The 23,905-nt window shown below is 34.7% G+C and carries 20 protein-coding genes and 3 pseudogenes; 17 read left to right on the top strand and 6 right to left on the bottom strand.

The genetic code is table 11. The annotated features are described in order from the left end of the window. Positions 1-22: 22 nt before the first annotated feature. Both R8749_RS06790 and R8749_RS06785 read right to left on the bottom strand, forming a co-directional pair. Complete coding sequence (locus tag R8749_RS06790; protein ID WP_425613227.1) at positions 23-1,015, bottom strand: LacI family DNA-binding transcriptional regulator; 993 nt, start codon at positions 1,013-1,015, stop codon at positions 23-25. A gap of 11 nt (positions 1,016-1,026) precedes the next feature. Beyond that, entirely contained in the window at positions 1,027-2,466 is a 1,440-nt protein-coding gene (locus R8749_RS06785; RefSeq protein WP_317695261.1) for a sucrose-6-phosphate hydrolase, read from the bottom strand. A gap of 156 nt (positions 2,467-2,622) precedes the next feature. On the opposite strand from R8749_RS06785, the gene R8749_RS06780 reads away from it, so the two are divergent. The 3 genes from R8749_RS06780 to R8749_RS06770 all read left to right on the top strand — a co-directional run bounded on the left by R8749_RS06780 (position 2,623) and on the right by R8749_RS06770 (position 6,957). Further along, positions 2,623-4,590 (top strand): sucrose-specific PTS transporter subunit IIBC, encoded by a 1,968-nt coding sequence (locus tag R8749_RS06780; RefSeq protein ID WP_317695257.1) that lies wholly within the window; start codon positions 2,623-2,625, stop codon positions 4,588-4,590. 59 nt (positions 4,591-4,649) lie between these two features. Continuing rightward, positions 4,650-6,311, top strand: a complete 1,662-nt coding sequence (locus tag R8749_RS06775) for a glycoside hydrolase family 13 protein (protein ID WP_317695254.1) — start codon at positions 4,650-4,652, stop codon at positions 6,309-6,311. Between the two features lie 61 nt (positions 6,312-6,372). Next, positions 6,373-6,957, top strand: coding sequence for a VanZ family protein (locus R8749_RS06770; RefSeq protein WP_317695251.1), 585 nt, complete (start codon positions 6,373-6,375; stop codon positions 6,955-6,957). A 39-nt stretch (positions 6,958-6,996) separates the two neighbouring features. Here the strand turns inward: R8749_RS06770 and R8749_RS06765 are convergent, their stop codons facing one another. After that, positions 6,997-7,842, bottom strand: a complete 846-nt coding sequence (locus R8749_RS06765; RefSeq protein WP_317695249.1) for a 3D domain-containing protein — start codon at positions 7,840-7,842, stop codon at positions 6,997-6,999. Positions 7,843-7,978: 136 nt separating this feature from the next. Then, positions 7,979-8,452, bottom strand: a complete 474-nt coding sequence (locus tag R8749_RS06760; RefSeq protein WP_317695247.1) for a nucleoside 2-deoxyribosyltransferase — start codon at positions 8,450-8,452, stop codon at positions 7,979-7,981. 86 nt (positions 8,453-8,538) lie between these two features. Between R8749_RS06760 and R8749_RS06755 the strand changes: the two genes are divergently transcribed. The 12 genes and pseudogenes from R8749_RS06755 (at position 8,539) to R8749_RS10815 (ending at position 18,577) form a co-directional block, all read left to right on the top strand. Further along, the gene (locus tag R8749_RS06755; protein ID WP_317695243.1) at positions 8,539-8,835 is read left to right on the top strand and encodes a hypothetical protein; all 297 of its coding nucleotides are present in this window, start codon (positions 8,539-8,541) and stop codon (positions 8,833-8,835) included. Position 8,836: 1 nt separating this feature from the next. Then, positions 8,837-9,631, top strand: coding sequence for a RecX family transcriptional regulator (locus R8749_RS06750; protein ID WP_317695240.1), 795 nt, complete (start codon positions 8,837-8,839; stop codon positions 9,629-9,631). Between the two features lie 71 nt (positions 9,632-9,702). Further along, positions 9,703-10,743, top strand: coding sequence for an SGNH/GDSL hydrolase family protein (locus R8749_RS06745; protein WP_317695237.1), 1,041 nt, complete (start codon positions 9,703-9,705; stop codon positions 10,741-10,743). Between the two features lie 12 nt (positions 10,744-10,755). Then, positions 10,756-11,208, top strand: coding sequence for a GNAT family N-acetyltransferase (locus tag R8749_RS06740; protein ID WP_317695234.1), 453 nt, complete (start codon positions 10,756-10,758; stop codon positions 11,206-11,208). Positions 11,209-11,297: 89 nt separating this feature from the next. Further along, positions 11,298-11,831, top strand: a complete 534-nt coding sequence (locus R8749_RS06735) for a DUF402 domain-containing protein (protein ID WP_317695231.1) — start codon at positions 11,298-11,300, stop codon at positions 11,829-11,831. Positions 11,832-11,957: 126 nt separating this feature from the next. Next, positions 11,958-12,359, top strand: coding sequence for a pyridoxamine 5'-phosphate oxidase family protein (locus tag R8749_RS06730; RefSeq protein ID WP_317695228.1), 402 nt, complete (start codon positions 11,958-11,960; stop codon positions 12,357-12,359). 201 nt (positions 12,360-12,560) lie between these two features. Continuing rightward, on the top strand, positions 12,561-13,262 hold the full coding sequence (locus R8749_RS06725; protein ID WP_317695226.1) for a GntR family transcriptional regulator: 702 nt from the start codon (positions 12,561-12,563) through the stop codon (positions 13,260-13,262). A 73-nt stretch (positions 13,263-13,335) separates the two neighbouring features. Then, positions 13,336-14,511 (top strand): AgaS family sugar isomerase, encoded by a 1,176-nt coding sequence (locus tag R8749_RS06720; protein WP_317695224.1) that lies wholly within the window; start codon positions 13,336-13,338, stop codon positions 14,509-14,511. Between the two features lie 36 nt (positions 14,512-14,547). Continuing rightward, the gene (gene nagA / locus R8749_RS06715; RefSeq protein WP_317695222.1) at positions 14,548-15,705 is read left to right on the top strand and encodes an N-acetylglucosamine-6-phosphate deacetylase; all 1,158 of its coding nucleotides are present in this window, start codon (positions 14,548-14,550) and stop codon (positions 15,703-15,705) included. Between the two features lie 253 nt (positions 15,706-15,958). After that, a pseudogene (locus R8749_RS10900) lies at positions 15,959-16,633 on the top strand (hypothetical protein); the annotation flags it as partial. 156 nt (positions 16,634-16,789) lie between these two features. Further along, positions 16,790-16,900, top strand: a pseudogene (locus R8749_RS10820) (maltodextrin glucosidase); the annotation flags it as partial. Further along, positions 16,901-18,577, top strand: a complete 1,677-nt coding sequence (locus tag R8749_RS10815) for a glycoside hydrolase family 31 protein (RefSeq protein ID WP_486684823.1) — start codon at positions 16,901-16,903, stop codon at positions 18,575-18,577. Positions 18,578-18,657: 80 nt separating this feature from the next. On the opposite strand, the gene R8749_RS06705 is transcribed toward R8749_RS10815, so the two are convergent. Continuing rightward, complete coding sequence (locus R8749_RS06705; RefSeq protein ID WP_317695218.1) at positions 18,658-20,937, bottom strand: ATP-binding cassette domain-containing protein; 2,280 nt, start codon at positions 20,935-20,937, stop codon at positions 18,658-18,660. A gap of 13 nt (positions 20,938-20,950) precedes the next feature. Continuing rightward, positions 20,951-21,244: a hypothetical protein gene (locus R8749_RS06700; protein ID WP_317695215.1), complete on the bottom strand. Its 294-nt coding sequence runs from the start codon at positions 21,242-21,244 to the stop codon at positions 20,951-20,953. A 218-nt stretch (positions 21,245-21,462) separates the two neighbouring features. On the opposite strand from R8749_RS06700, the gene R8749_RS06695 reads away from it, so the two are divergent. Together R8749_RS06695 and R8749_RS06690 are read left to right on the top strand one after the other, a co-directional pair. After that, a complete protein-coding gene (locus tag R8749_RS06695; RefSeq protein WP_317695214.1) occupies positions 21,463-22,590 on the top strand; it encodes an AI-2E family transporter in 1,128 nt (375 codons plus the stop codon). After that, positions 22,591-23,885: pseudogene (locus R8749_RS06690) on the top strand (hemolysin family protein). The last annotated feature ends 20 nt before the right edge of the window (positions 23,886-23,905 follow it).

Here is a 23,905-nt window from a genome sequence, read left to right as displayed (position 1 = left end):
AGCTGAATGTTATTGGCCATTTTTATCTGCTGGTATTACCTTTAATTAACTTGTTGGGTAAAATAAAATGTTTATTTTCGTAATGATCGTGATTGTCAATCTGTTTAAATAAGGTGTTGATGAGAAGTTCTGCAATATCGCTGATAGGTTGAGCAATCGTGGTGAGTTCAGGATAATAATCTTGAATAAATTTCGTTCCATCAAATCCGATCACTTTTAAATCATTTGGAATGGTGATTCCTAGTTCACGTGCGACATTAATTGTTAAGAGTGCGGTAAGATCATCAGTAGTCATAATTCCATCAATATTTTGATTTTTCTGCAATAATTCCCGAATCATCATATGTTTGATGTTTACTGATATTTCAGTTGACAGCGGTAGAAAATTTGGAGTTAACTGATGTTCAGCTAATGTTTTTCGAAATGCAATCTCTCTTTGATCTGTAGGCTGAAGATCCCGTCCGGCATGCACGTTCCCTAAAAAATAAATGTTAGAAGCCCCGCTATTAATAAGTTCTTCAGCAGCAAGAGCTGCTCCTTGGTAATTATCACTGCCGACAATCGGAATTGAGTCTGCTAAATAACGATCAAAAGAAACGATGGCTTGTTTGATTTCTTGATATTCTTTCAAACTTTTTGAATGGGTACCGACAATAATTCCATCGACTTGGTTAGATACCAGCATATTGAGGTAATCACGCTCTTTATTTTGATCATTTGAAGCGTTGCAAAGAATTGTTTTATAGTGTGATTTAAAAAGCTGATCTTCAATTGTAGCAATTAGTTCAGCATAAAAAGGATTGGTAATCGATGGAAAGATTAAGCCAATCAATTGAGTTTTTTTACCCTGCAGTGATCGAGCCAAAGAGTTCGGTTGATAATTGAGCTCTTTCATTGCAGTGTGCACTTTGTTACGCGTGTTTTCACTAATCGCACCGTAGTTATTAATAACTCGAGATACTGTAGTGGGAGAAACTCCCGCTTTTTTTGCAACGTCTTCTAATTTTGCCACGATTAACCTCGTAATTATTTTTTTAATTCCCAAACGTTGATTTGGTCATACGAACCGGTTAAATCAATTGTATTAGCATCTGGTTCAGAAAAATAACGTAAAGTTTGAACCTTTAAACCGTTGTTTATAAATATTTCGCAGATCGTATTGTCAACAAAAATATTTAATTGAATCTCTTGGTGGGCTGTTACAGTTGATCTTCTAATTTCACCGAATTCTTTATTTAACGGAAATTTAGTTCTAGAACGATCTACCGTAACTATACCATTTAGTGCATTGATTGTGATTTCTAAATAATTATGATCAGTTTTAAATAATTTTAGACTAGTCCGCTGATTGGCGGGAACTGTTAGTTCAAGTTCAAAATTCTTGCCTACTTGTTCATTTTGAAAATCTATTTTCTTTTGACGAAGCATTTTGGTTTCAGCAATTGGATATTGATAAAGCTGCTTATTTTTAATCGTTAATTCCTTAATAAGGCTTAAACTGCCAGTCCAGTCATCTTGATCATTTGGATAAATAAGATCGGGTAAATTAATCCAGCCAACGCTCAGACTGCGTCCATCGGGAGCTTTTAAAACTTGTGACGCGTATAAATCAAAACCTTCGTCAAGATTGTTGATACTTGATGGTTCTTTGACAGTGTTGTTATTCCAATCAAGATCTTGTCCGATAACGTAACAGTTGGGATATATATTTTGATAATCCAAGATTTGATGGTCTAAACCTTGAGGGCAAAAAATAATTACTGGCTGTCCGTTTACTTCGATTAAGTTAGGACATTCAATCATAAATCCGGTTGGATTGTCGGTGAAGTTTAAAAAGCCTGTAAAGTGAAGACTGTGTAATTCTTTTCCTTGATAAACGGCAATTTTACCATGTTCGTCTGATGTTTGAGAACCGATTATGACTTGATAATTGTCCTTAATTTTCATAATCTGGGGATCACGAAATTCAGAAGTGCAGTTAGTAGGAGGTTCTTTAATTAAAGGGACTTCCTCTTTTTTAATTTTGTCGTTTTTATCCATCCAGGCAGCATCTTGGTAAGCAAATCGTTCGCCTTGCTCGTTTCGAACGTTTCCTGTATACATTAATAGCAATTGTTCATCGATTGACAATGCAGATCCTGAATAAACCCCATGCGAATCGTATTTAGTATCTGCCTTTAAAGCAATGCCTTTATTTTCCCAGTGAATTAAATCTTTTGATGTTAAATGGTACCAAGATTTTAATCCATGAACGGCACCAAAAGGATAGTACTGATAAAACAAATGATATTCATAATTAAAAAAAGAGAACCCGTTAGGATCGTTTAATAGCCCGAAGTCTGGTTCAATGTGATATTTTGAATGCCAGATGGAATTTGATCCTCTTTCTTTTAACTCTGAGATGTATTCATTACTCCAGTCGGAATATTTTTTATAGCGTAGTTCACGTGTCCAATTTGTAATCATCTTTACTCCATTGATAAACGTTTTTATTTAATTTTAATTGTTTTTATAAACTTTTAAACCCAAAATTTAAAAATAATTGTTAAACGTTTGACATTTTCTGAAAATAGTATAACATATTTTGGTGGAAGGGCATACAATTTTTAAAAGGAGAGAAAAATGGATTATAAAAAAGTAGCCAAAGACGTCATCGATGCTATTGGAGCAGATAATCTTCAGGCAGCGGCTCATTGTGCGACTCGCCTTCGTTTAGTTGTAAAAGATGAAGGCAAAATTAATCAAAAAGCTTTAGACAGTAATTCTGATGTAAAGGGGACATTCAAGACCAATGGTCAGTATCAAGTTATTATTGGACCAGGTGCGGTGGATTACGTTTATGATGAATTAATCAAACAGACCGGGTTAAAAGAAGTAACTCCTGATGACTTGAAGGAAGCAGCGAGTCATGGGCAGAAAACCAATCCGTTCATGGCATTTATTAAGCTGCTGTCTGATATTTTTGTCCCAATTGTTCCAGCTCTTGTAGCTGGTGGTTTACTGATGGCCTTAAATAATGTCTTGACTGCTGAGAATCTATTTTCTGCTAAATCTTTAGTAGAGATGTATCCGCAGATTAAAGGTGTTTCAGAAATGGTTAATTTAATGGCTTCAGCGCCATTTACCTTTTTACCAATTCTGATTGGCTTTTCGGCAACCAGAAGATTTGGCGGTAATCCTTATCTTGGGGCAGCAATGGGAATGATTATGGTAATGCCAAGTCTTGTCAGCGGCTATAACGTTGCAGTTGCAATGAATACTGGCAAGATGCCTTATTGGAACCTATTTGGTTTCAAGGTTGCCCAAGCTGGATATCAAGGACAAGTTATTCCCGTTCTCGCAGTTGCATTTATTCTGGCCACGCTTGAGAAATTTTTCCATCGGCATATTTCAGATGCCCTTGATTTCACATTCACACCAATGCTTTCAATTATCATTACTGGATTTTTAGCATTTATTGTCGTTGGTCCCGTTCTTAGAGTTGTTTCTGATGGCTTAACAAATGGTTTAGTTTGGCTTTATAAGACAACTGGATTTATCGGAACCGGTATATTTGGTACATTCTATTCTTCTATTGTTATTACCGGACTTCATCAAAGTTTCCCAGTTGTGGAAACCCAATTGTTAGCGAATATTGCTAAAACTGGAGGAAGTTTTATTTTCCCAATTGCCTCAATGGCAAATGTAGCTCAAGGTGGGGCATGTTTAGCAATCTTCTTCTTGACTAAAAGCGAAAAAGAAAAAGGTTTAACTTCTTCATCTGGAATTTCTGCTTTACTAGGAATTACCGAACCAGCAATTTTTGCTGTTAACCTAAAATTGAAGTTTCCTTTTGTTTGTGCGATGATCGGATCAGGAATTGCGAGTGTTTGGATTGGTTTAATGCACGTATTAGCAAGTGCAATGGGATCTGCTGGGGTGATTGGATTTATTTCAATTCCGACAAAATATTGGGTTTCCTTCTTAATTGGCGTTGTAGTTAGTTTTGGAATTGCGTTTATCTTAACAATGGTTTACGGTAAACAGCATTACACCGTTTTTGCTGATGAAGAACCTGCTGCAGATGCTTCTTCAGTAACCACTGAAGTAAATGATTCAACTTTAGAAGATGCAGTAATTTTAGCACCAGTCAGCGGTACGCCTGAATCACTAAATAAAGTTAATGATCAAGTATTTTTGGCAGAAATTATGGGAAAAGGTGCAGCAATTGTTCCAAACGATAATAATGTCTATGCTCCGCTGTCAGGTACTGTAACCGCTGATTTTGAAACCCACCATGCTTATGGAATTACGGGTGATGATGGAGCTGAAGTTTTAATCCATTTAGGCCTTGATACTGTTAATTTAAAAGGAGAATATTTCACTAGCAATGTAGTGAAAGGCGAAAAAGTAAAAGCAGGAGATCTGCTTGGCACTTTTGATTACCAAAAAATTAAAGAAGCGGGTTATGATCCGACTGTAATGGTCGTCGTTACTAATACAATGGCTTATGGAGCCGTTGAAATGATTGACAGTAACGAGGTCAAATCAGGAGATCAATTGGTTGCGTTAACGGTTGGGACAAAAAATAATTCTAGCGCAATGAAATAAAAACAAGTTTAAAATAGAGATCAGTGATCTCTTTTTTAATTTATTCAGGAGGATACAAATTGGAATATAGTGATTGGTGGAAAAAAAGTGTTGTTTATCAGATTTATCCTAAAAGTTTTCAAGATACAAACGGTGATGGGATCGGTGATCTGCAGGGTATTATTGAGCATTTAGATTATTTAGAAAAGCTAGGCGTAGATGTTCTTTGGTTAAATCCAGTGTACAAATCTCCTCAAGTTGATAATGGATATGATATTGCTGATTATCGGGAAATCGATCCAATTTTTGGAACGATGGAGGATTTTGATCAACTTTTAGAATCTGCTCACGAGCATCATTTAAAAATCGTCATGGATTTAGTGGTTAATCATACATCTTCCAAACACCCATGGTTTAAAGAAGCAAAGAAAAGCCGTGAAAATAAATATCATGATTATTTTATTTGGCGTGAATCAAAGAATAATCAAGAACCTAATAACTGGGGAGCATCGTTTGGCGGATCTGCTTGGGAGTATGTTGATGAAGTTGCACAATATTATCTCCATTTGTTTGCTAAAGAACAGCCAGATTTGAATTGGGAAAATCCTAAAGTAAGATTTGAAGTTTATGATTTGATGAAATATTGGCTTAATAAAGGCATTGATGGTTTTCGAATGGATGTCATCAACTTAATTTCTAAAAGCAGTTATGATGATGTTACGCCAAAACCAGGACAGAAATACAGTGACTATCGTCCAAGAGTAGCAAATGGTCCAAAAGCACACGAATACCTGCATGAGATGAATCAAGAAGTTTTGAGCAAGTACGATATTATGACAGTTGGGGAAATGCCTTCAACTTCGCCTGCGGAAGCTTCAAAATATACAAATCCAAAAAATGAAGAACTTAATATGATTTTTGAATTTGAGCACATGGGGATTGATCGTGATCCAGTTTATGGTAAATATACCGATAAAAGATTTAAATTAATTGATCTAAAGAAAGTTCTTAGTAAATGGCAGATGGAATTAGCTGATAAAGGTGGCTGGAATAGCCTTTATTGGAGTAACCATGACCAGCCAAGGGCAGTTTCCCGTTTTGGCAGCGAAAAATATCGGGTAGAGTCTGCAAAAATGTTAGGAACTCTTCTTCATTTTATGCAAGGAACACCTTATATTTTTGAGGGAGAAGAAATTGGAATGACAAACGTTCATTTTCCTTCAATTAGTGATTACGATGATATTGATACTTTAAACGCTTATAAGGTCTTAAGAGAAACTCATGGATTGAGTAATGAAGAGGCGATGAAGGGAATTTATGCGCAGTCGCGTGACAATGCTAGAACACCAATGCCGTGGAATAGTCAAACTAATGGTGGTTTTACAGGTGGAAAGCCGTGGTTACAATTAAATCCTAATTATAATGAGATTAATGTTCAAAACACTTTAGCTGATCCTAATTCTATTTTTTACTATTATCAAAAATTAATTCAGCTTCGACACGATCTAGCAATTATTACAACGGGCAATTATACATTGTTAGATCCAGATAATCCGGATTTGTTTATCTATACAAGAGAACAAGATTCAGAAGGACTTTTGGTTGTCTGTAATTTTTCTGAAAAAGAAATTAATTACGAAATTCCACCAGAATACAAAAATGGTTCAATTTTGATTGGAAACTACTCAGATTCCGCTATGGGACATCTTAAACCGTATGAAGCAATTGTAATTAAAAAATGATGCTTTTTTTGCCGAAAACCTCTCAATCCAGTAAAATTACTGTAAAGAGAGGTTTTTATTTATGTTTGTTAATTTATCCAATGGCAAGAGTTTTTCAGGTGGATCGCTAAATCCTGAGATTATCTTACCGATTATTTTAATGATTGCAATTGTTCAGACAGTAAAATTAGTACGGAATCATTCGTCTATTGTAAAAATTATTCTGGTTTGGGCGTTTTATTTTTATCTTTATAAAGTTATTTCTCTCACATTATTTCCAATCGGTTGGTTTGACAGTAATAGTGCTATCCATAATTATCCATTCGGTATGCAAAATATGACTGAACTCAATCCGATGAAGTGGTTGAGTTATTCTAAATTTCAAATTTTTGGAAATATTTTGTTATTGATGCCTTTAACGTTTATTGGTGGAATAATCTTTCCTAAAATGCGAAGTTTATCCAAAGCTGTCACTGTTTCCTTTTTGGTTTCTCTTTTGATTGAGATAAGTCAATTGACATTAAATTATTTTTATTTAGGTAATCGGAGCTTTGATACGGGAGATTTATTGTTGAACACCATTGGAGGATTAATTGGATATTTGTTTTTAAAATTATTTTTTAAAGTTTTTCCTGCAAAAACCGTTAATAAAATTTTGAGCAAATAAAAAACTTAAAGAACTAAATCTTTAAGCTTTTTAATCTAATTAACTTATTACTCTTACAGTAACAGTTTGGCGGCCAAACTGAAGTGCTTGAGAATTTGGCATTGCAATATCCAATTGATTAGGATTTGAATAAGCAAATCCACCAGTATCACGAACTACATAATTTTTAGTTGTGCCATCTTGGAAAGTAATTGCTAAACGTGTTCCGCGAGGAAATACGCTTAAATTAGCAGCTACTGTGTCATACCCAAATGTATAATTTCCAAGAACTCTTGGATCATAAGCGGTAGCAACCATTGTACGACCAGCTGATTGAACAACTGGTTGACTCCAACTCATGTAATCTCCTTGAACCCATTGGTTAGCACCAATTTTGATAAAGTGTTTACCGTTAGTAGTGGTTGCTTCTTGGAAAACTTTCCAAGCACTGCGATGAGGTAAATATTGACCAGTCAATTTTGGTGAATTAGCAGGTGCTGAATAAACAGCAATTGAAGCATTTTGTTTGTAATTGACATACATTACACCGCTTAAACCTGAAGTTGCACTAATATCAGGTTTAACTCTTGACATATAGGCAGCTTGGACCCATTGGTTCTTTCCAACTTGATAGTACCATTTTTTATTTACTAAAGCTTGTCTTGAAACTTTCCAAGCTGTTCCATGCTGTAAAAATTTTCCAGTTGTTACAGGTTGATCTGCAGGTTCTTTATATACTGCAATTGAATAACCAGGATAATTAACATAAAATGTTCCGCTTTGAGCAGAATAGGCAACTGCAGCAGCAGCTTGAACGGTTTCTATCTTAGTTTCAGATACTGCATTTGCAATTCCTGAAACAGATGTAAGTGCGATTAAAGAAATGATTGTTTTTTTAACTCTCAAAAAATTCTCCTTTGTCGTCCTTTTGAACAACAATAGGTTATAACGATGACCACCTAAAAACAATCAAAACCGATAGACCGAAAACTTATTGTAATCTAAATGTTGGGGGATGTAACATCGTTGAAATATTGTAATATTAAATTTTTTCGGCGATTTTCCGCGTCAAATCAGCCTCCGTGGCAACAATCGATCCATTTAATTTAATCAAACCCACTACATATAGATTAAGATAGAAGAACTGATTTTCAGCGACATCGTTTAATGCCTCAACTTTTTGTTTATTGCTGGCACCTTCCTGACGAGAATCCGAATAAAGGCCAATGATCGGAATTCCTTTACCGTAAGCAACTCCAATTTCAGCTGCCACGCCGGGGTCGAGAATTACGCCGTCTAAGATAGCAACCACTAAATCACTTTTAACCAATTGTTCTGTATCGCCTTTTGCAATCATTTTTGAATCGGCATAAAGACTTTTATCGTTAATTTCTTGATTTTCCTGCGGTAAATATAATTCTATTGAAGGATCAATTGCGCGGATTTTTTCTGCTAGCTGAGCATTAAATGTTTGTTCAGCAATAGTAAATAGTGCGTTTGCAAAATATATTCTCATTTTTTAACTTCTTTCTTTTATAATGTAAATTAAAATTTAGTAAAATAAATGCTATTATAAATTATATCTAAAATATCGAGGTTTTTATGACTGAAAAAAATAGTTCAGATAAAAAGCATCTTTCCAAATCCAGCAGCAGTACCATAAAAATGTTGTCTTGGTTAATTGTAGGCCTATGTTTAATTTTTGTCATCATCGGTTTTACGCTCCACAAAAATGTTTATATGCCAATACTAGTAATGGTATTAGTATCGACAGTCTCTTTGTATAACTTGGAACGAGATGATCTTAAAAAATCTGATTATTACAATCTTTATTTGGCTGCAGCTTTAGATGTAATCGCATTGGTCCTTTATTTTTTGCAGTCAATGGGAAAGCTCTAAAATGTCTGTCATCACTAAAATAGTTAAATCAAAAAAAGGTAACGACTATGATCTCTATTTAGATGATCATTTTTTTTTAACTGTAAGTGATAATCTTTTAGTAGAGTTACAATTAATTAAAGGTAAAGATTTATCAGAAACAGTGGTTCGTCAGTTAAAAAGCCAGCAAGAAGTCTCGGTAGCTTATAATATTGCTTTAAACAAGCTGAGCTTTTCAATGCGGACGGTAGGCGAAATGCGACAAGCATTGAAAAAGTCTGATATTCCTGTAAACATAATTAATCAGGTGGTTGATCGTTTGATTGAACAGGGATATCTCGAAGACCAGAAATTTGCACATATTTATATGAAAGAATTAATTAAAACCAGTCATTATGGACCAAATACAATTCGTCAAAAAATGCGGCAAAAATTTTTATCAGAAGATTTAATTGAAGAAGAATTATTGAATTTTGATTCTGGTCTGCAGGAAGATCGAATTAGAAATGACATTATTAAAACGTTAAATAGAAAAATGTCTCGAATATCTGCTAATAAATTTATTGAGAAAGAAAAACTTAAGTTGGTTCGCTGGGGTTACGATTTAGATTTAATTAATCATATTGCATCTGAGTTTGATTTGAGCCAACTTAAAGAAGAAGAAAACGATTCGTTAGTAAAAGAGGGAGAGCGACTTTTAGCAAGGTATGAAAAATTGTCCCCCGCTGATAAAAAGCAGAAAATAAAGCAAACTTTGTATCGGAAAGGATATTCGGGCAGTAACATTAATTCTTTTTTAGATCGTTTCAATCTTTAATATAAATCTAATCTCAATTTGAACAAATTTTTATTTAAAAAATGAGATTATTAATAGTAGAAAAGGTTCAAATGGATGTTATGACAAAAAAAGGATTGCAATTATTATTACAATTAGCAACAAGAATTATGATCTGTGCTTTCTTGCTCTTTTTTTCGCTCACCTTGATTGCTCAATTTCATAAACCTCTTCATACATATGAAAAAACAAGTGTTAATCCGATTAGAAACCAAAAAATTGTAATTTTTGGCGATTCGGTTTCATATGGTGAGACAAGACAAAATGTGATTAGTAAATACAATTATTTGCCTTTAGCTGCAAAATATTTAGATGCCAAAAGTGTCAAAAATTTTTCGATTCCCGGATCTGGTATTATGGTAAACCTTGGAGAAGGGTATACTTGGCAAAATATTTTATATGCGATTAAGAAGAACAAGAATAAAGTAAAAGAGGCTGATATAGTTATTATTTCTGCAGGGCGCAATGATACAGTTGTTCCTAATTTACATAAATACCAGTTGGAAACAAATTTACAAAACGATATTAACGAGATTAAGAAGATTAATAAAAGCGCTAAAATATATGGTATTTTGCCTTGGGATGGGTTAGCAGAAGTTGATCAGGTTAAAAGTGATTATAAAATTAAAAAAAATCCAAATGGATTCACGTTGACCAAAGTTGCTGACATTCTTGCTGAAGTTTACCAAAAAAATAATATTTACTTTTTTGACCCAAGAAAATCAACTGAGGAATGGGAAAATACGAGAAGATCCCAATTTGGTGATGGCAGAACGCATCCGACGGATCTTACGTATAAAAAAATGGCTTCAACGATGATTAATTGGTTAACGATTGGTGGGACAATTAAAATTGATCATCAGGTAAAGATTAAGAGCAATGCAAGATTATATCAAACTGCCTATGATGCTTTGGTTAAAAATGAAAATGAGTCGAAACAAATAAGTTCAGAAAAAACAATGTATTGTTCCAATAATATTCAATATAATGGTAAATACATTATTACCGTTTATAAAAACAAAAGTGATTGTGAGTCTGCAAAGAATGGACTTTACGTTAATGCAGACGAAACAGATGTAATGGAGAGTAAATAATTTAACAAGCAGATGGATAAAATTACAATATTAACGAAAAAAACGGATGAATTATCTAGTGATGAATTACTACAAATCATGCAGGAAAGGGTAAAAGTTTTTGTTGTTGAGCAGAACTGCCCTTATCAAGAAATTGATGATAAAGACTTTCAAGCTCATCATATGATGCTATTTTTAAAAGACCAATTAGCCGCATACTGTCGAATTATTCCACATGATGATGTTCAGTACATGAGTATCGGCAGAGTTTTAGTTGTAAAAGAATTTCGCGGATATCATTTTGCCAGCCAAATGTTAAAAAAAGCAATTTTAGAAACGTTAAAAATAGGAAATAATAAAGATATAAAAATTGCTGCTCAAAGTTATCTTCAATCTTTTTATCATAGTTTAGGTTTTAAACCAGTTTCAGATGTTTATTTGGAAGATAATATTCCTCATTTAGATATGATTTATTCACCTTCTTAAAGATCTATTGGACAATATTTCAATAATAGATCAATAAGTATGATATAATTTTTCTTGGATTTAAAACTTGAAAGTGTGGGTCACGTTCCATGGTATTACCCAAAGAAGGTGATTATATCGCTATCCAAAGTTTTAAGCATAATGGACTTTTACATCGAACCTGGAAAGAATCAATGGTTCTTAAAGTCAGTGAAGACATTCTCATTGGTGGAAACAATCATACGCTTGTGACTGAATCCGATCGACATCGATGGATTACGCGTGAACCAGCAATTATCTATTTTCACAAGCATTATTGGTTTAATGTGATTGCGATGATTAGGGAAACTGGTGTGGTTTATTATTGTAATCTTGCTTCTCCGTATGTAATCGATCGTGAAGCGCTAAAGTATATCGATTACGACCTGGATGTAAAGGTTTTTGCTAATGGTGAGAAGAGGTTACTTGACCTGAATGAGTATGAAGAAAATAAAAGAAAATGGCATTATTCTAAAACGACTGATGAAATTCTAAAATATAATGTCAAGGTCTTGGTTTATTGGATTAACCATCAGTTAGGCCCTTTTTCAAAAGAATTTATTGATATTTGGTATGGACGATATATAGAGTTGCTTCATAAATGAAGATAGCTGATATGATCCGAACCTAGCTCGTAGGATGTTTTAAGTCCTACGGGCTTTATTTATTTAAAATTGGCTAATTATCTATATAAGATGTAGAATTAGATTAGAAAGTAGGAGGTATTAGAAATGGTAAAATTAACTTCCGACATGAAAGAAATGTTGAAAAGTCAGTTGAGCTTTTTATCAACAACTGATGGAAAAAATAATCCGCAAGTTGGTCCAAAAGGAACAATGCGTATTTTAGATGATGAACATTTACTTTATGATGAGCATACTGGTAAGCAAGCATGGGAAAATATTCATGTTAATCCTAAAGTTGCCGTAGCAGTTGCGAATCATGAAGCTTATAAAGGATATCGGTTCGAAGGAACGGCTGAGATTCATCAAGGCGACCAAATTTATGCAGACGCAGAAAAGTTTGCGAGTGATGGGCACTTGCCTCATCCAGTGGCAGCAATTGTAATTAATATTGAACGTATTTATTATCTTGATGCAGGTCCTAAAGCAGGCGAACTTGTAGAGGAATAAAGCTAAAAAAACACAGTTTTAATTTTATAAAACTGTGTTTTTTTTTACATAAATAAGGTTAATAAATTCTTTACAGGAAAACGGAATCATGTTATTTTATAGGTGGTAGTTACCAGTGATGATGGGGACATTACCATGGTGATAATTCCAACTGCTTTATTTGTCGTTTTTATTAAAATATTGAGGAGGTGATTATTACTAGTGCAGCAAGAAAGTTTATCTCAGCAGGTTTTTCTAGGAATGCGCGATATGATCATTAAAGAAAAATCTTCAGGTGATCAATTACCTTCTGAACGAGAGTTGATGAAGATGTTTAATGTAAGTCGAACCACTGTAAGACAGGCAATGAATAGATTAGAATTGTCAGGTTTAATTAGTAGAGTTCATGGAAAAGGAACTTTTGTTTCTTCCCAAACTGTATATTCGATTAATCTTGCAGATGAGTATAGTTTTACTGAACATATGAAACAATTGGGAATTCATCCTACTAGTAAAATTCTTTCTTTAAAAAAAGAAAAACAGGAGATCGATAGTCAAGTTGGAGATTTTTGGAAGATTAAACGAATTCGGTTAGCCGGAGATAAACCAGAATTATATGAGGTTACTTATCTTCCAATGGAATTGATTCCAGAATTAACGATTGAGGAATTGAATAATGCTTCTTTATACGGCTTGATTGAAGATAAATTTCATATAAAATTGACAACTGCTCATGAAAATTGTATTGCAAAGTTAGTCAACGAAAAAGAAGCAAAATATCTAAACTTAAATGTTGGAGATCCTTGCTTAGGATTGACGAGACACAGTTATGATGATCAAGATCGATTAATTGAATTTACTAACTCAACGGCAAATTCTAAGGATTTTTCCTATAAAACGGTTCATGTTTTAAAAAGAGAGTAAAGCCATCTCTTCATCTGGTTTTACGTCGGATGATAAATCATATATTTAATTTAAAAATTTATGGAGGAAACTAATGTTTAACAAAAGTGATTCAGAATTAAAAGAACAGGGCGCAGTTATTACTACGCGTGAAATTCAGCAGGAACCAGATTTGTGGTTAGAGACGCTTGATATATATCATAGAAACAAGGAAAAATTAGATGCATTTTTAGATCAAATTAAAGCTCAGAAAGATTCACTTCCGATTAAAGTTATTTTTACAGGTGCGGGCACTTCAGCTTATGTGGGTGATACAGTAGTTCCATATTTAAATCAGTTTGGTGATACCGATAATTTCGAATTTGAATCAGTTCCATCAACTAGCATTGTTTCTTATCCGCAGGCTTATTTGAATCCAGATCGTTTAACAATTTTAGTATCGTTTGCCAGGAGCGGAAATAGTCCTGAGAGTGTTGCTGCGGTTGATGTTTGTGAAAAATATATTAAGAATCTTTATCAAATTGCAATCACCTGTGCGCCAAAAGGTCAGTTAGCTTTAAAAGCAGAAAGAGAAGAGAAAAATTTCTTATTGCTTCAGCCGGCAAGATCAGAAGATCAAGGTTTTGCTATGACAGGTAGTTTCAGCTGCATGTCATTATCAACTATTTTGACTTTCGGCAAAGAAAATGCTTCTAAAAAGGACGAATGGGTTCACTTAATTGCTAAAGCTGGAGAAGAAGTTATTGAACGAGAAGCTGAGATTCAAAAGATTGTCGATCTTGATTATGATCGAGTTGGGTATTTAGGTTCAGGAGCATTAGCTGGCTTAACACGGGAAGCTCAATTAAAAATCTTAGAATTGACAGCAGGTAAAATTGCGACAATTTTTGATTCATCCATGGGTTTTCGTCATGGTCCAAAATCCTTTGTTGACAACAAGACAATTGTTTTTGATTTTCTGTCTCACAATGAATATACCGAACAATATGATGTTGATATTTTAAATGAGATGGCAGGAGATGAAATTGCGGCTGGAATTTACGCAATTGGAACTCAAAAAGATTCTGCTAAATTTAAAAACGGATTTTTCTTTAAATCAGAATTAGATCAGCTTCCAGACGGCTATGCTGCATTGCCTTATGTTATGGTAGCTCAGACATTTGCTTTACTGAGTTCAATTAAAATTGGCAATACTCCAGATACGCCATCACCAACAGGACAAGTAAATCGAGTAGTTGCTGGGGTTACGATTCACCCATTCAGTGCTTAGTTTGAATTATTTTTAATAAATTTAAAGGAGAGTAATATGACATATTACATACATGCAAATAAGTTTTTCTTAAATAACACGACAGAAAATGGGGGTTACTTAGAGGTCACTGATAACGGTGATTTTGGCGAGTACATTCCAGAGGACAAAAAACCGTCTGGCAAAATTGTTGACTACAGTGACAAATGGATTGCACCTGGTTTAATTGATACCCATATTCATGGGATTGCCGGGAAAGACGTCATGGATAATGATTGGCAAAGTATTGAGACAATGTCAAATGCATTACTTAAATGCGGCGTTACTTCATGGCTTCCAACAACAATTACAGGTTCATTTGAACAGTTGAATGATATTTGTAAAACAATTGGCGGACATTATGGTGAAGAAACAGGGGCTAAAGTTCAAGGAATTAATTTTGAAGGACCTTTCTTTACCGAAAAACATAAGGGTGCTCAAAATCCCAAGTACTTTACGGATCCCGATTTGAAGGAATTTGATGAATGGCAGAAATCTGCCAAGGGACATTTACGTCAAATTACTGTGGCACCTGAAAGAAAAGAAGCAGTAGAGTTTGTTAGTAAAGTTGCTCAAACTGGTGTGACTGTGGCATTAGGTCATAGTGATGCAACTTTTGAACAGGCTAAAGCTTGTGTTGAAGCAGGAGCAACAGTTTTCACTCATACTTTTAACGGGATGAGTCCACTTAATCACCGTGAACCAGGGATGGTCGGAGCTGCAATGAGTTTGGATAACGTGAATGACGAATTGATTTGCGATGGTCATCATATTAACCCTTATGTTGCAAAAATTTTAATTGATAAGAAAACACCGGAACATGTAATTTTAGTAACTGACTGTATGTCAGCTGGACTGATGCCGGATGGTGATTATATGTTAGGTGAACTGCCAGTAGTGGTTGGCGGTGGAACAGCAACTTTGAAAGAACCGCCTCATAGTTTAGCCGGCAGCATCTTGAAATTAGACTTGGCAATCAAAAATGTTGTGGACTGGAACCTTGTAACACCTGCAAAAGCTGTCATGATGGCTTCTTGGGTTCCAGCAGTTAGTGCTAAGATCTCTGAAAAATGTGGCGCAATTTTACCAGGCAGAGCTGCTGACTTTATTGTTTTAGATCAAAGTATGAATTTATGTGAAACTTATGTTGATGGAGTTTCTCGTTATAAGGCTTAATTTTTAGAAAAAAAAGCCACCATGTTAAAGCTATAAACCGCGAAATTTATAGAAAGCTAACACTAGCGACGTTTTATATAATACCACGAATGTTAAAAAAATAATTATTGAGCTATAATATTTTAATTATTTTTATATTTTAAGCAAAATTATGGTTATATTTAACGGCGCTGTTAGTGATGTTAATGAAAGGAGATACAATACGTAATTCCTTAATAAATCATGAACAGGCATTACGTGATGTAACCATATTATGAAAAAAAGATTTATTTTAAGATTTGCTGTAGCAATGGGAGCTGCAGCGTTAGCGATAGGAACTAATATGTCGATTTCAAAAGCACAGGCGGCAAGTGAAAGTTCAGTTACGGTTAATTTGCCTGACGATTATAAAGAAGAAATATCTTTTGTAAAAGAAGATATCCCCCATGTGATTTGGTATAAGGGATCTAAACCAAGCAACAAGCCAACGGTTATGAAGAATAGCAGTGCAAGTTCTGGAGGAGATCAAACTGTTGCAACGGGAAATATTAACAAGGATAAAGTACCAAACTTTATTACTAAAAAATCAACCATTAAATTTGATGTAACCGAAAATGATAAGAGTTATAAACTTCAAACCAAGAAGGTTACTTTAAAAGTTAACAAAAAGAAGGGGAGCATTGAATTTTACAAACGGGGTGAAAAGAAACCAATTTTCACTCAAAATGCCCCTTTTATCGAGGATAGTAACGTTGTAACGAGTTTAAAAGTAACGAATGATGCGGCTAAATATTTTGGCGGTGGAATGCAAAATGGAAGTTACGATCATACTGGAAACGTCATTAAAATCGAAAACTTAAATGATTGGTTAGATCGCGGCGTATCATCACCGACTCCATTTGTTTGGTCTAACGTTGGCTTTGGCGTTTTAAATAACACTTATACAAAGGGACAATATGATTTTCAAGATCCAACCAATGTCATTTTTAGCTTTTTAGACAGTAAAGCCGATAACTACTATATTATTGCTTCTAAACCACAAAAAATTTTAAAATCTTATTTCTCTTTAACTGGTAAACCTTTGTTATTACCAAAATTTGCATGGTATCCGGCACATTTAAATGCGTATAATCGTGATACTTGGATTGAAGTAACAGCTGATTCAGCGGGCGCTCGTAAATTTGAAGATGGTAAGTATTATAAAGAGTATCAGCCAATCAATCCGAAGAGTTTCAATGTTAATCGTCCTGATAAAATTAAAGTTAACGGCGAATATTTTGTTCCTTCAATTCGGCGGGGAACCGGCGAAGTAACGTTTGTTAAAGATTCAGCTGGAAATTACCATACCCGCAAAGAGTCGTTAAATGGTGAGAAAGATAATTATCAATTCTCAGCTCGTCAGATTATTGATCGATATAAGAAAAATAACACCCCTTTAGGCTGGTTCTTACCTAATGATGGTTATGGTGCTGGATATGGTCAAACTAAGAGTTTAGATAAAAATATTGATAATCTTCGTGAATTCTCAGAATTTGCAGCGAAGAATGGGGTAAAAACGGGATTATGGACGCAAGAAAATCTGCATCCGAAGAATCCAAAAAAGCCAAAAGCTGATGAACGAGATTTTAAGAAAGAAGTTCAAAAGGCACATGTTGCAGCAATTAAAACTGATGTAGCATGGGTTGGGGACGGTTATCAAGCAGGAATCGGTGCTTTACGTGATGCAGCACACTACATGGTTAAATATGGTAACAACGAACGTCCTTTTGCATTGACAGTTGACGGCTGGGCTGGAACTCAAAAGTACGGTGCAGTCTGGACTGGGGATCAAACTGGCGGTACTTGGGAGAATATCGGTTATCAAATTCCAACTTATATTGGAAGTTCACTTTCAGGGTTATCTAATGTTGGTGCTGATATTGATGGTATTTATGAAGGCGGCAAGCCAATTATTCAAACTCGTGATCTTCAGTGGAAGTCATTTACGCCAATCCAGTTAAATATGGATGGCTGGGGTTCTGAGAATAAGACCCCATTTACCTTTGGCGGACGTTATGCTGATATTAATCGCTTTTACTTGAAGTTAAAGAGTCAATTGCTTCCTTATATGTATTCGGCCGCTTATCGTAATACTTTTGAGGGAATTCCTTTATTAAAACCAGTTGTTTATAATAGTGATTTAAAAATTGCAAAACGACCTGATTTAACTCATGAATTTTTAATAGGAGATGACATTTTAGTTGCTCCAATTTATAAGGATACACAGGTAGATGTAAACGGAAATGATGTGCGGCATAATATCTATTTACCAGGAAAATCAACGACTTGGATTGATTATTTTACTGGTAAAGAATATGCTGGAAATCAAGTTGTGAATCATTTTGCGGCCCCACTTTGGAAAACACCCGTCTTCATTAGAAAAGGTGCGATTATTCCAGAAAATAATCCAAATAATAATCCTAGTGAAATTGATCAAACAACCCAATATGTCAATATCTATCCTGATAAAAAATCATCATCAACTGTAGTTTATGATGATGATGGAGTTAGTGAAGACTATCTAAAAGATGATTACGTTAAGACAAAAATTGATAGTAGTCAGGAATCAGGCAGTACAGTTATTAATATTAGTAAAACTAAAGGTAATTTTGAAGGCTTTGTGCCAAACAAAAAGACCGTCATTAGATTAAAAATTAATCAAGCTCCGAAGAAAGTTTTGGTTAATGGCAAAGAACTTGCAGCTTCTAGCTATAAGTTTGAAGCAAAGCATCAAATTCAAACTTTCTCTAATGATCGTGAATTATCAAATATTTTCGATGGAAGCTGGTTGACAATTAACATTCCGATTAGAAATGTTAAAACAACAGAACTCAAGGTCGAAGTTGTTCAATAATTTGAAAATCCTCAGCAATGAGGATTTTTTGTTTGAAAAAAATTTACAAATATTAGTTATTTAAAAAAACGTCCCTAGAATTAAGGACGAATTATCTGATTATATTGAGCTAGAGCTCGACCAGTTTTTGAATTTGTATTGTTTAATGAATTTTTGGGAGTTCCTTCATAGACGACCTTACCGCCGTAAATTCCAGCATCCGGTCCCATATCAATTAACCAATCGGCTTGGCTGATCACAGCTAAATTGTGTTCGATAATTATGAGACTGTTGCCCTCGCTAACTAAGCGATCAAATAATTTAGTTAATTTAGCAACATCCTGCATGTGAAGTCCAGCAGTTGGCTCGTCTAATAAATAGATTTCTCCTTCATTGTGTAATTCCTCCGCTAATTTTAACCGCTGGAGTTCCCCGCCTGATAATGTATCAAGAGATTGTTCCAAGGTTAGATAACTTAACCCAACTTGTTCCATATTTTTGAGTTTTTCTGCGATCTCGGGGATCTCCTCAAAAAAAGAAATTGATTTAACAATTGAATTGCTGAGAACTTCATAAATATTTTTACCGTGATATTGAAAGCTTAGGGCTTCATCGTTATAACGCATTCCATGACACTGTTCACAAACTTGAATAATCGGATCCATAAACGCCATATTGGTAATAGTGACTCCTTTTCCTTTGCAAAGAGGGCAGGCACCTTTGCCGTTATAACTAAAAAGAGTTGTTGATACGTGATTAGTTTTCCCGAATAGTTTTCTAATTGGATCTAATATTCCAAGATAAGTTGCAACTGTTGAGCGAATATTACCAGTAATGGATTTTTGAGTCATATCGATGTAGTCATAGTGCTCAGAAACTGTCTCTTTTAAGGCTGCAACAAGAGTAGATTTTCCAGAACCAGCCACGCCTGAAATTACTGTTTCTATCCCTAAAGGAATCTTAACCGAAACGTTTTTTAGATTATGGAGATTAATATCAGCAAGAACGATTTCTTTGGATGGCTTTCTAACGCTTCTAAACTCAAGTTCGTGATTCAGCCAACGATTCGTTAAAGTGTCTGATTGTCTTAGACTTTGATAATCGCCTTCAAAAGTAATTTCTCCGCCCTTTTCGCCGGGAGTAGGGCCAATTTCAACCACGTAATCTGCCAAAGTAATCATTTCTGGATTGTGTTCGACAATTAAAATTGTGTTTCCCTTATCTTTAAGTTTAATCAAAGCGTTTTTAATCAGTTTAATATCAGACGGGTGCAGTCCAACGCTGGGTTCATCAAGAATATAAACAAGATCAACTAGCGAGCTGGTTAAAAACTTGGCAATTTTAATTCTTTGAGATTCACCGCCAGAAAGAGTGCCAGTATCACGGTTAAGCGTTAAATACCCGAGTCCAATATCAATTAAAGACTGAATTTTTACTTTTAGCTCTCTCGTGACTTCTGAGGCCAATTTATCATCAATTTGATTGAGAAATTGAATCACATGGATCAGATCAAGATTACTGACATCTGCGATATTTAGTCCATTTATTTTGCATTTTAGAGCATCTTGATTAAGTCTTGCTCCGAGACATTCTGGGCATTCGATTCTTTTAACGACCTTGCTGATCGCTTCTTTGTGGTGCTCAGCTTCTTTTTTACCTAAAATTGACCGCTTAATTCGAGGAACCACCCCTTCGTAAAGTGCCGTTCTCGGCCACTTGCTAGGAGCATTTTTTATTTGCTGCTGTGGGGCATACAGTAAGAGATCCATTTCTTCTTTAGTGAAATTTTTTAAAGGTTTGTTATTATCAAATAGACCGCTATCAACATATCGGCGCCATCTCCACGTATCAGGTCCAAAACTGACAAAAGTAATTGCACCTTCGTTTAAAGATTTATCAGGATCGATCAGCTTCTTAACATTTAAATCGTCAACGTAACCGAGTCCCTGACATTTTGGGCACATTCCCTGAGGTAAATTGAAAGAAAATGTGTCTGAATATCCGACCCAGGGTTTACCAACTCTTGAAAACAAAAGCCTGAGCAAAGAATAAATTCCCGTGTAGGTTGCTAGAGTTGAACGGGCGTTAGACCCCATTCTTTTTTGGTCGACCACAATTGCGACCGGTAAGTGATCTATTTCTTGCACGTGAGGCTGACCGTATTTAGGTAAATATTGCTGAGTAAAGCTCGGAAAAGTTTCGTTAAGTTCTTTTCGAGAAGAAGCTGCAATTGTGTCGAAAACTAAGGATGACTTACCAGCACCAGACAAGCCCACGAAAGCAGTAATTGCATATTTTGGAATCCTGATTGAGACATTTTTAAGGTTATTTTGATAAGCGTTTTTAACGTCGATTGAGCCTTTTTCAAAAAGATCTGTCAAGTTTAAAAACCTCCTATTCGTTACTGCCGGTATCTTCAACAACTGCAAGGCTTGGCTTAATCAAATTTCCGATTAACAGCGAGATAAATAAAGCTGCAAAAGAGACTCCGACAAAGTAATTTACGACAACGTTGTGCGGGACAGTTTCTCTAACCAAAATGATGATTAAAAATCCAACGAAAACATCTATTATGAAATTCAAAATTTTATAAATAATTGGTTGTTCACTTTTAGATTTGTCATTGGTTGACCAAAGAACACGTAGATTTTCGCGCGGGTATTCAACCGCAATGCGAACAAAATACATAAAGATAGCGAACAAGAAAGCACACAGTAGTATTCGCCATAAAGAATGCGTATGAATGATGATTGAAAGAAATATTCCAGCGAACACAAAAGCAGAACATAGATATGGAATGATAAACATTAGAAGGTATTTAAAAAAAATGCGGATTTTCATTAGAGGTCTCTTTCGTTTTATTATTGTATTATAATTATAGTTCATAAGATAATTTGAAGGATACTATGTTTGCAAAAATAAAAAAATCCCCTTTGTTATATTGGTCATTAGAAGCTTTAATAGTGGTCAGCGCGATTTTTGTGTTTACAAAAATCAGTTTTATATTTTCACCGATAATTCAGTTTATTTCAATTGTGTTTGTTCCAATTGTGATTGCCGGATTTCTATTTTTTTTGCTGAATCCATTAGTTAAGTGGCTTACAAAACACAAAGTTCCCAAATCGTTAAGTATTTTTCTAGCAATCTTGCTTTTGATTGGCGTAATTGCTTCTTTAATTATTGCAATTGTCCCTAATATTGTAACGCAGGCTTCCCAAATTATTGGGCATTTGCCTCGAATAATTTCAGAAGCTCAAAAAAGTTATCATCAGGTGCTTCAAAATAAGTTTGTGCAGAAATATCACCTCTATGATAGCTTTAATAAATTTGATTTAAGAAAAGTTATTAATGGAGTTTTTAATTTTGCAACCACGAGTGGGGTGCAGGTGGTAACGAGTATTGGCGGCATAATCTTCACAATTTTTGCCATTCCGGTGATCTTAATTTATTTTTTAATTGACGGAGATAAATTTACAGGAAGCGTGACAAAACTTTTTCCTAAATCGCTTAGAATTTATGTCAGCGGCTTACTAAGTAAAATGGGTAATACTATTCAAATGTATCTATTTGGTCAACTAATAGAAGGTCTATTTGTCGGCATCTGTATTTTTATTGGTTATTCAATCATTAAAATGCCTTACTCATTTTTACTTGGTTTTATTGCCGGAATTTTTACTTTAGTTCCTTATGTCGGTCCGATGATTGCGATTATTCCGGCTTTAATCATTGCTTTAACCGTGTCATTTAGAGAAGTATTTGCAGTTATGATCGTAGTTACAATTGTTTCACAGATTGATGGTAATTTTGTTTATCCAAACCTAATTGCTCATAATCTTAAGATTCATCCATTGACAATCATTCTGTTGCTTTATGTGGCAAGTAACATTTTCGGATTTTTAGGTACAATGTTTATTGTTCCAGCTTATGGGATTCTTAAGACTTTGGTGGTATACATTTATACAGAAGTTAAGAATTACCGAGCGCGTAAGAAAAATCAACAATTATCTCTTTTTAAAAATGATCAAGGAGTTTAAATGAGCCGTTCAACCGGAGCAATAATTGAACAATTAATATTCATTGTTATTCTAACGATAATAAATGCAATTTTTTCAGCAGCGGAACTAGCTGTGGTATCGGTAAATAAGAATAAATTGGAATCAGGTCCCAAAGATAAGAAAACTAAAGCTTTGCTTAAAATAGTTCAGGATTCAAGTGACTTTTTAGCAATTATTCAAGTTGGGATCACCTTTGCAGGATTTCTTTCTTCAGCTAGTGCAGCGACTGGTCTTGCAGAGTACGTTCAGTTTATTTTTGGAAATGCTAAATGGGCTCACGAAGCTTCAATTGTTTTGGTAACCGTTCTTCTATCTTTTTTTACTTTAGTATTTGGCGAGCTTTACCCTAAACAAGTAGCAGTTCGTAATACGGAAGGAGTTGCACGGGCATTTGTGCTGCCGATCTCTTTTGTCGGTCAAATTTTTCGACCATTTGTTTGGTTGCTTTCTGAAACGACTAATATTTTGTTAAAACTTACAGGCCAGTATAATAAAAAAGAGAGTGAAGTTTTAACTCGTGAAGAAATGATTAATTTGATTGAAAGCGGTCGTCAAAGCGGGACTTTAGAATCAGATGAGTTTAGCATGATGGAAGGAATTTTTAGTCTTCAGACAAAAATGGCGCGTGAAATTATGATTCCGCGTACTGATACTTTTATGGTCAATATTGATGATTCTGCAGGAGAAAATATCAGTAAAATTTTAAAAGAAACGTATTCTCGTGTGCCCGTTTATCGTAAAACTCGTGATGATATCATTGGAATTATTACTGTTCGATCCTTACTAGATTGTGGATTTACTGATGGTTTTGATGATATGAAAATCGATCAGCTGATGAATAAACCGTACTTTGTACCAGAAACGATTCATATTGATAAATTGTTAGAAAATATGCGTGAATCTAAACAGCAAATGGCAATTTTGCTGGATGAGTATGGGGGGTCACAGGAATTTTAACAATTGAAGATTTAGTTGAAGAAATTGTAGGGGAAATTAATGATGAAAATGATCCTACCGATACCTTAATTCGTCAAGTTGACAGTAGTCACTATTTAGTTAAGGGTACAATGCCGTTAGATGACTTTAATGAGTTGTTTGGTGTAAGTTTTGAAGCAGAAGAAGTCGATACGATCGCTGGCTTTATCATTACAAAATTGGGCAAAATTCCAAACAACTCGCAGCATTTATCAGTTGTAGAATCGGGATTAAAAATTACGACAGGAAGAGTTTCCGGTTCGCGCCTGCTTAATTTACAAGTAGAAAAACTTCCGTAATCTAAAAAAAGTGAAACGAG

This window comes from Xylocopilactobacillus apis, from assembly GCF_033095965.1.
Taxonomy (GTDB): Bacteria; Bacillota; Bacilli; order Lactobacillales; family Lactobacillaceae; genus Xylocopilactobacillus; species Xylocopilactobacillus apis.
Note: the sequence above shows the minus strand (reverse complement) of the source record. Positions and strands in the feature narration are given on the sequence as shown.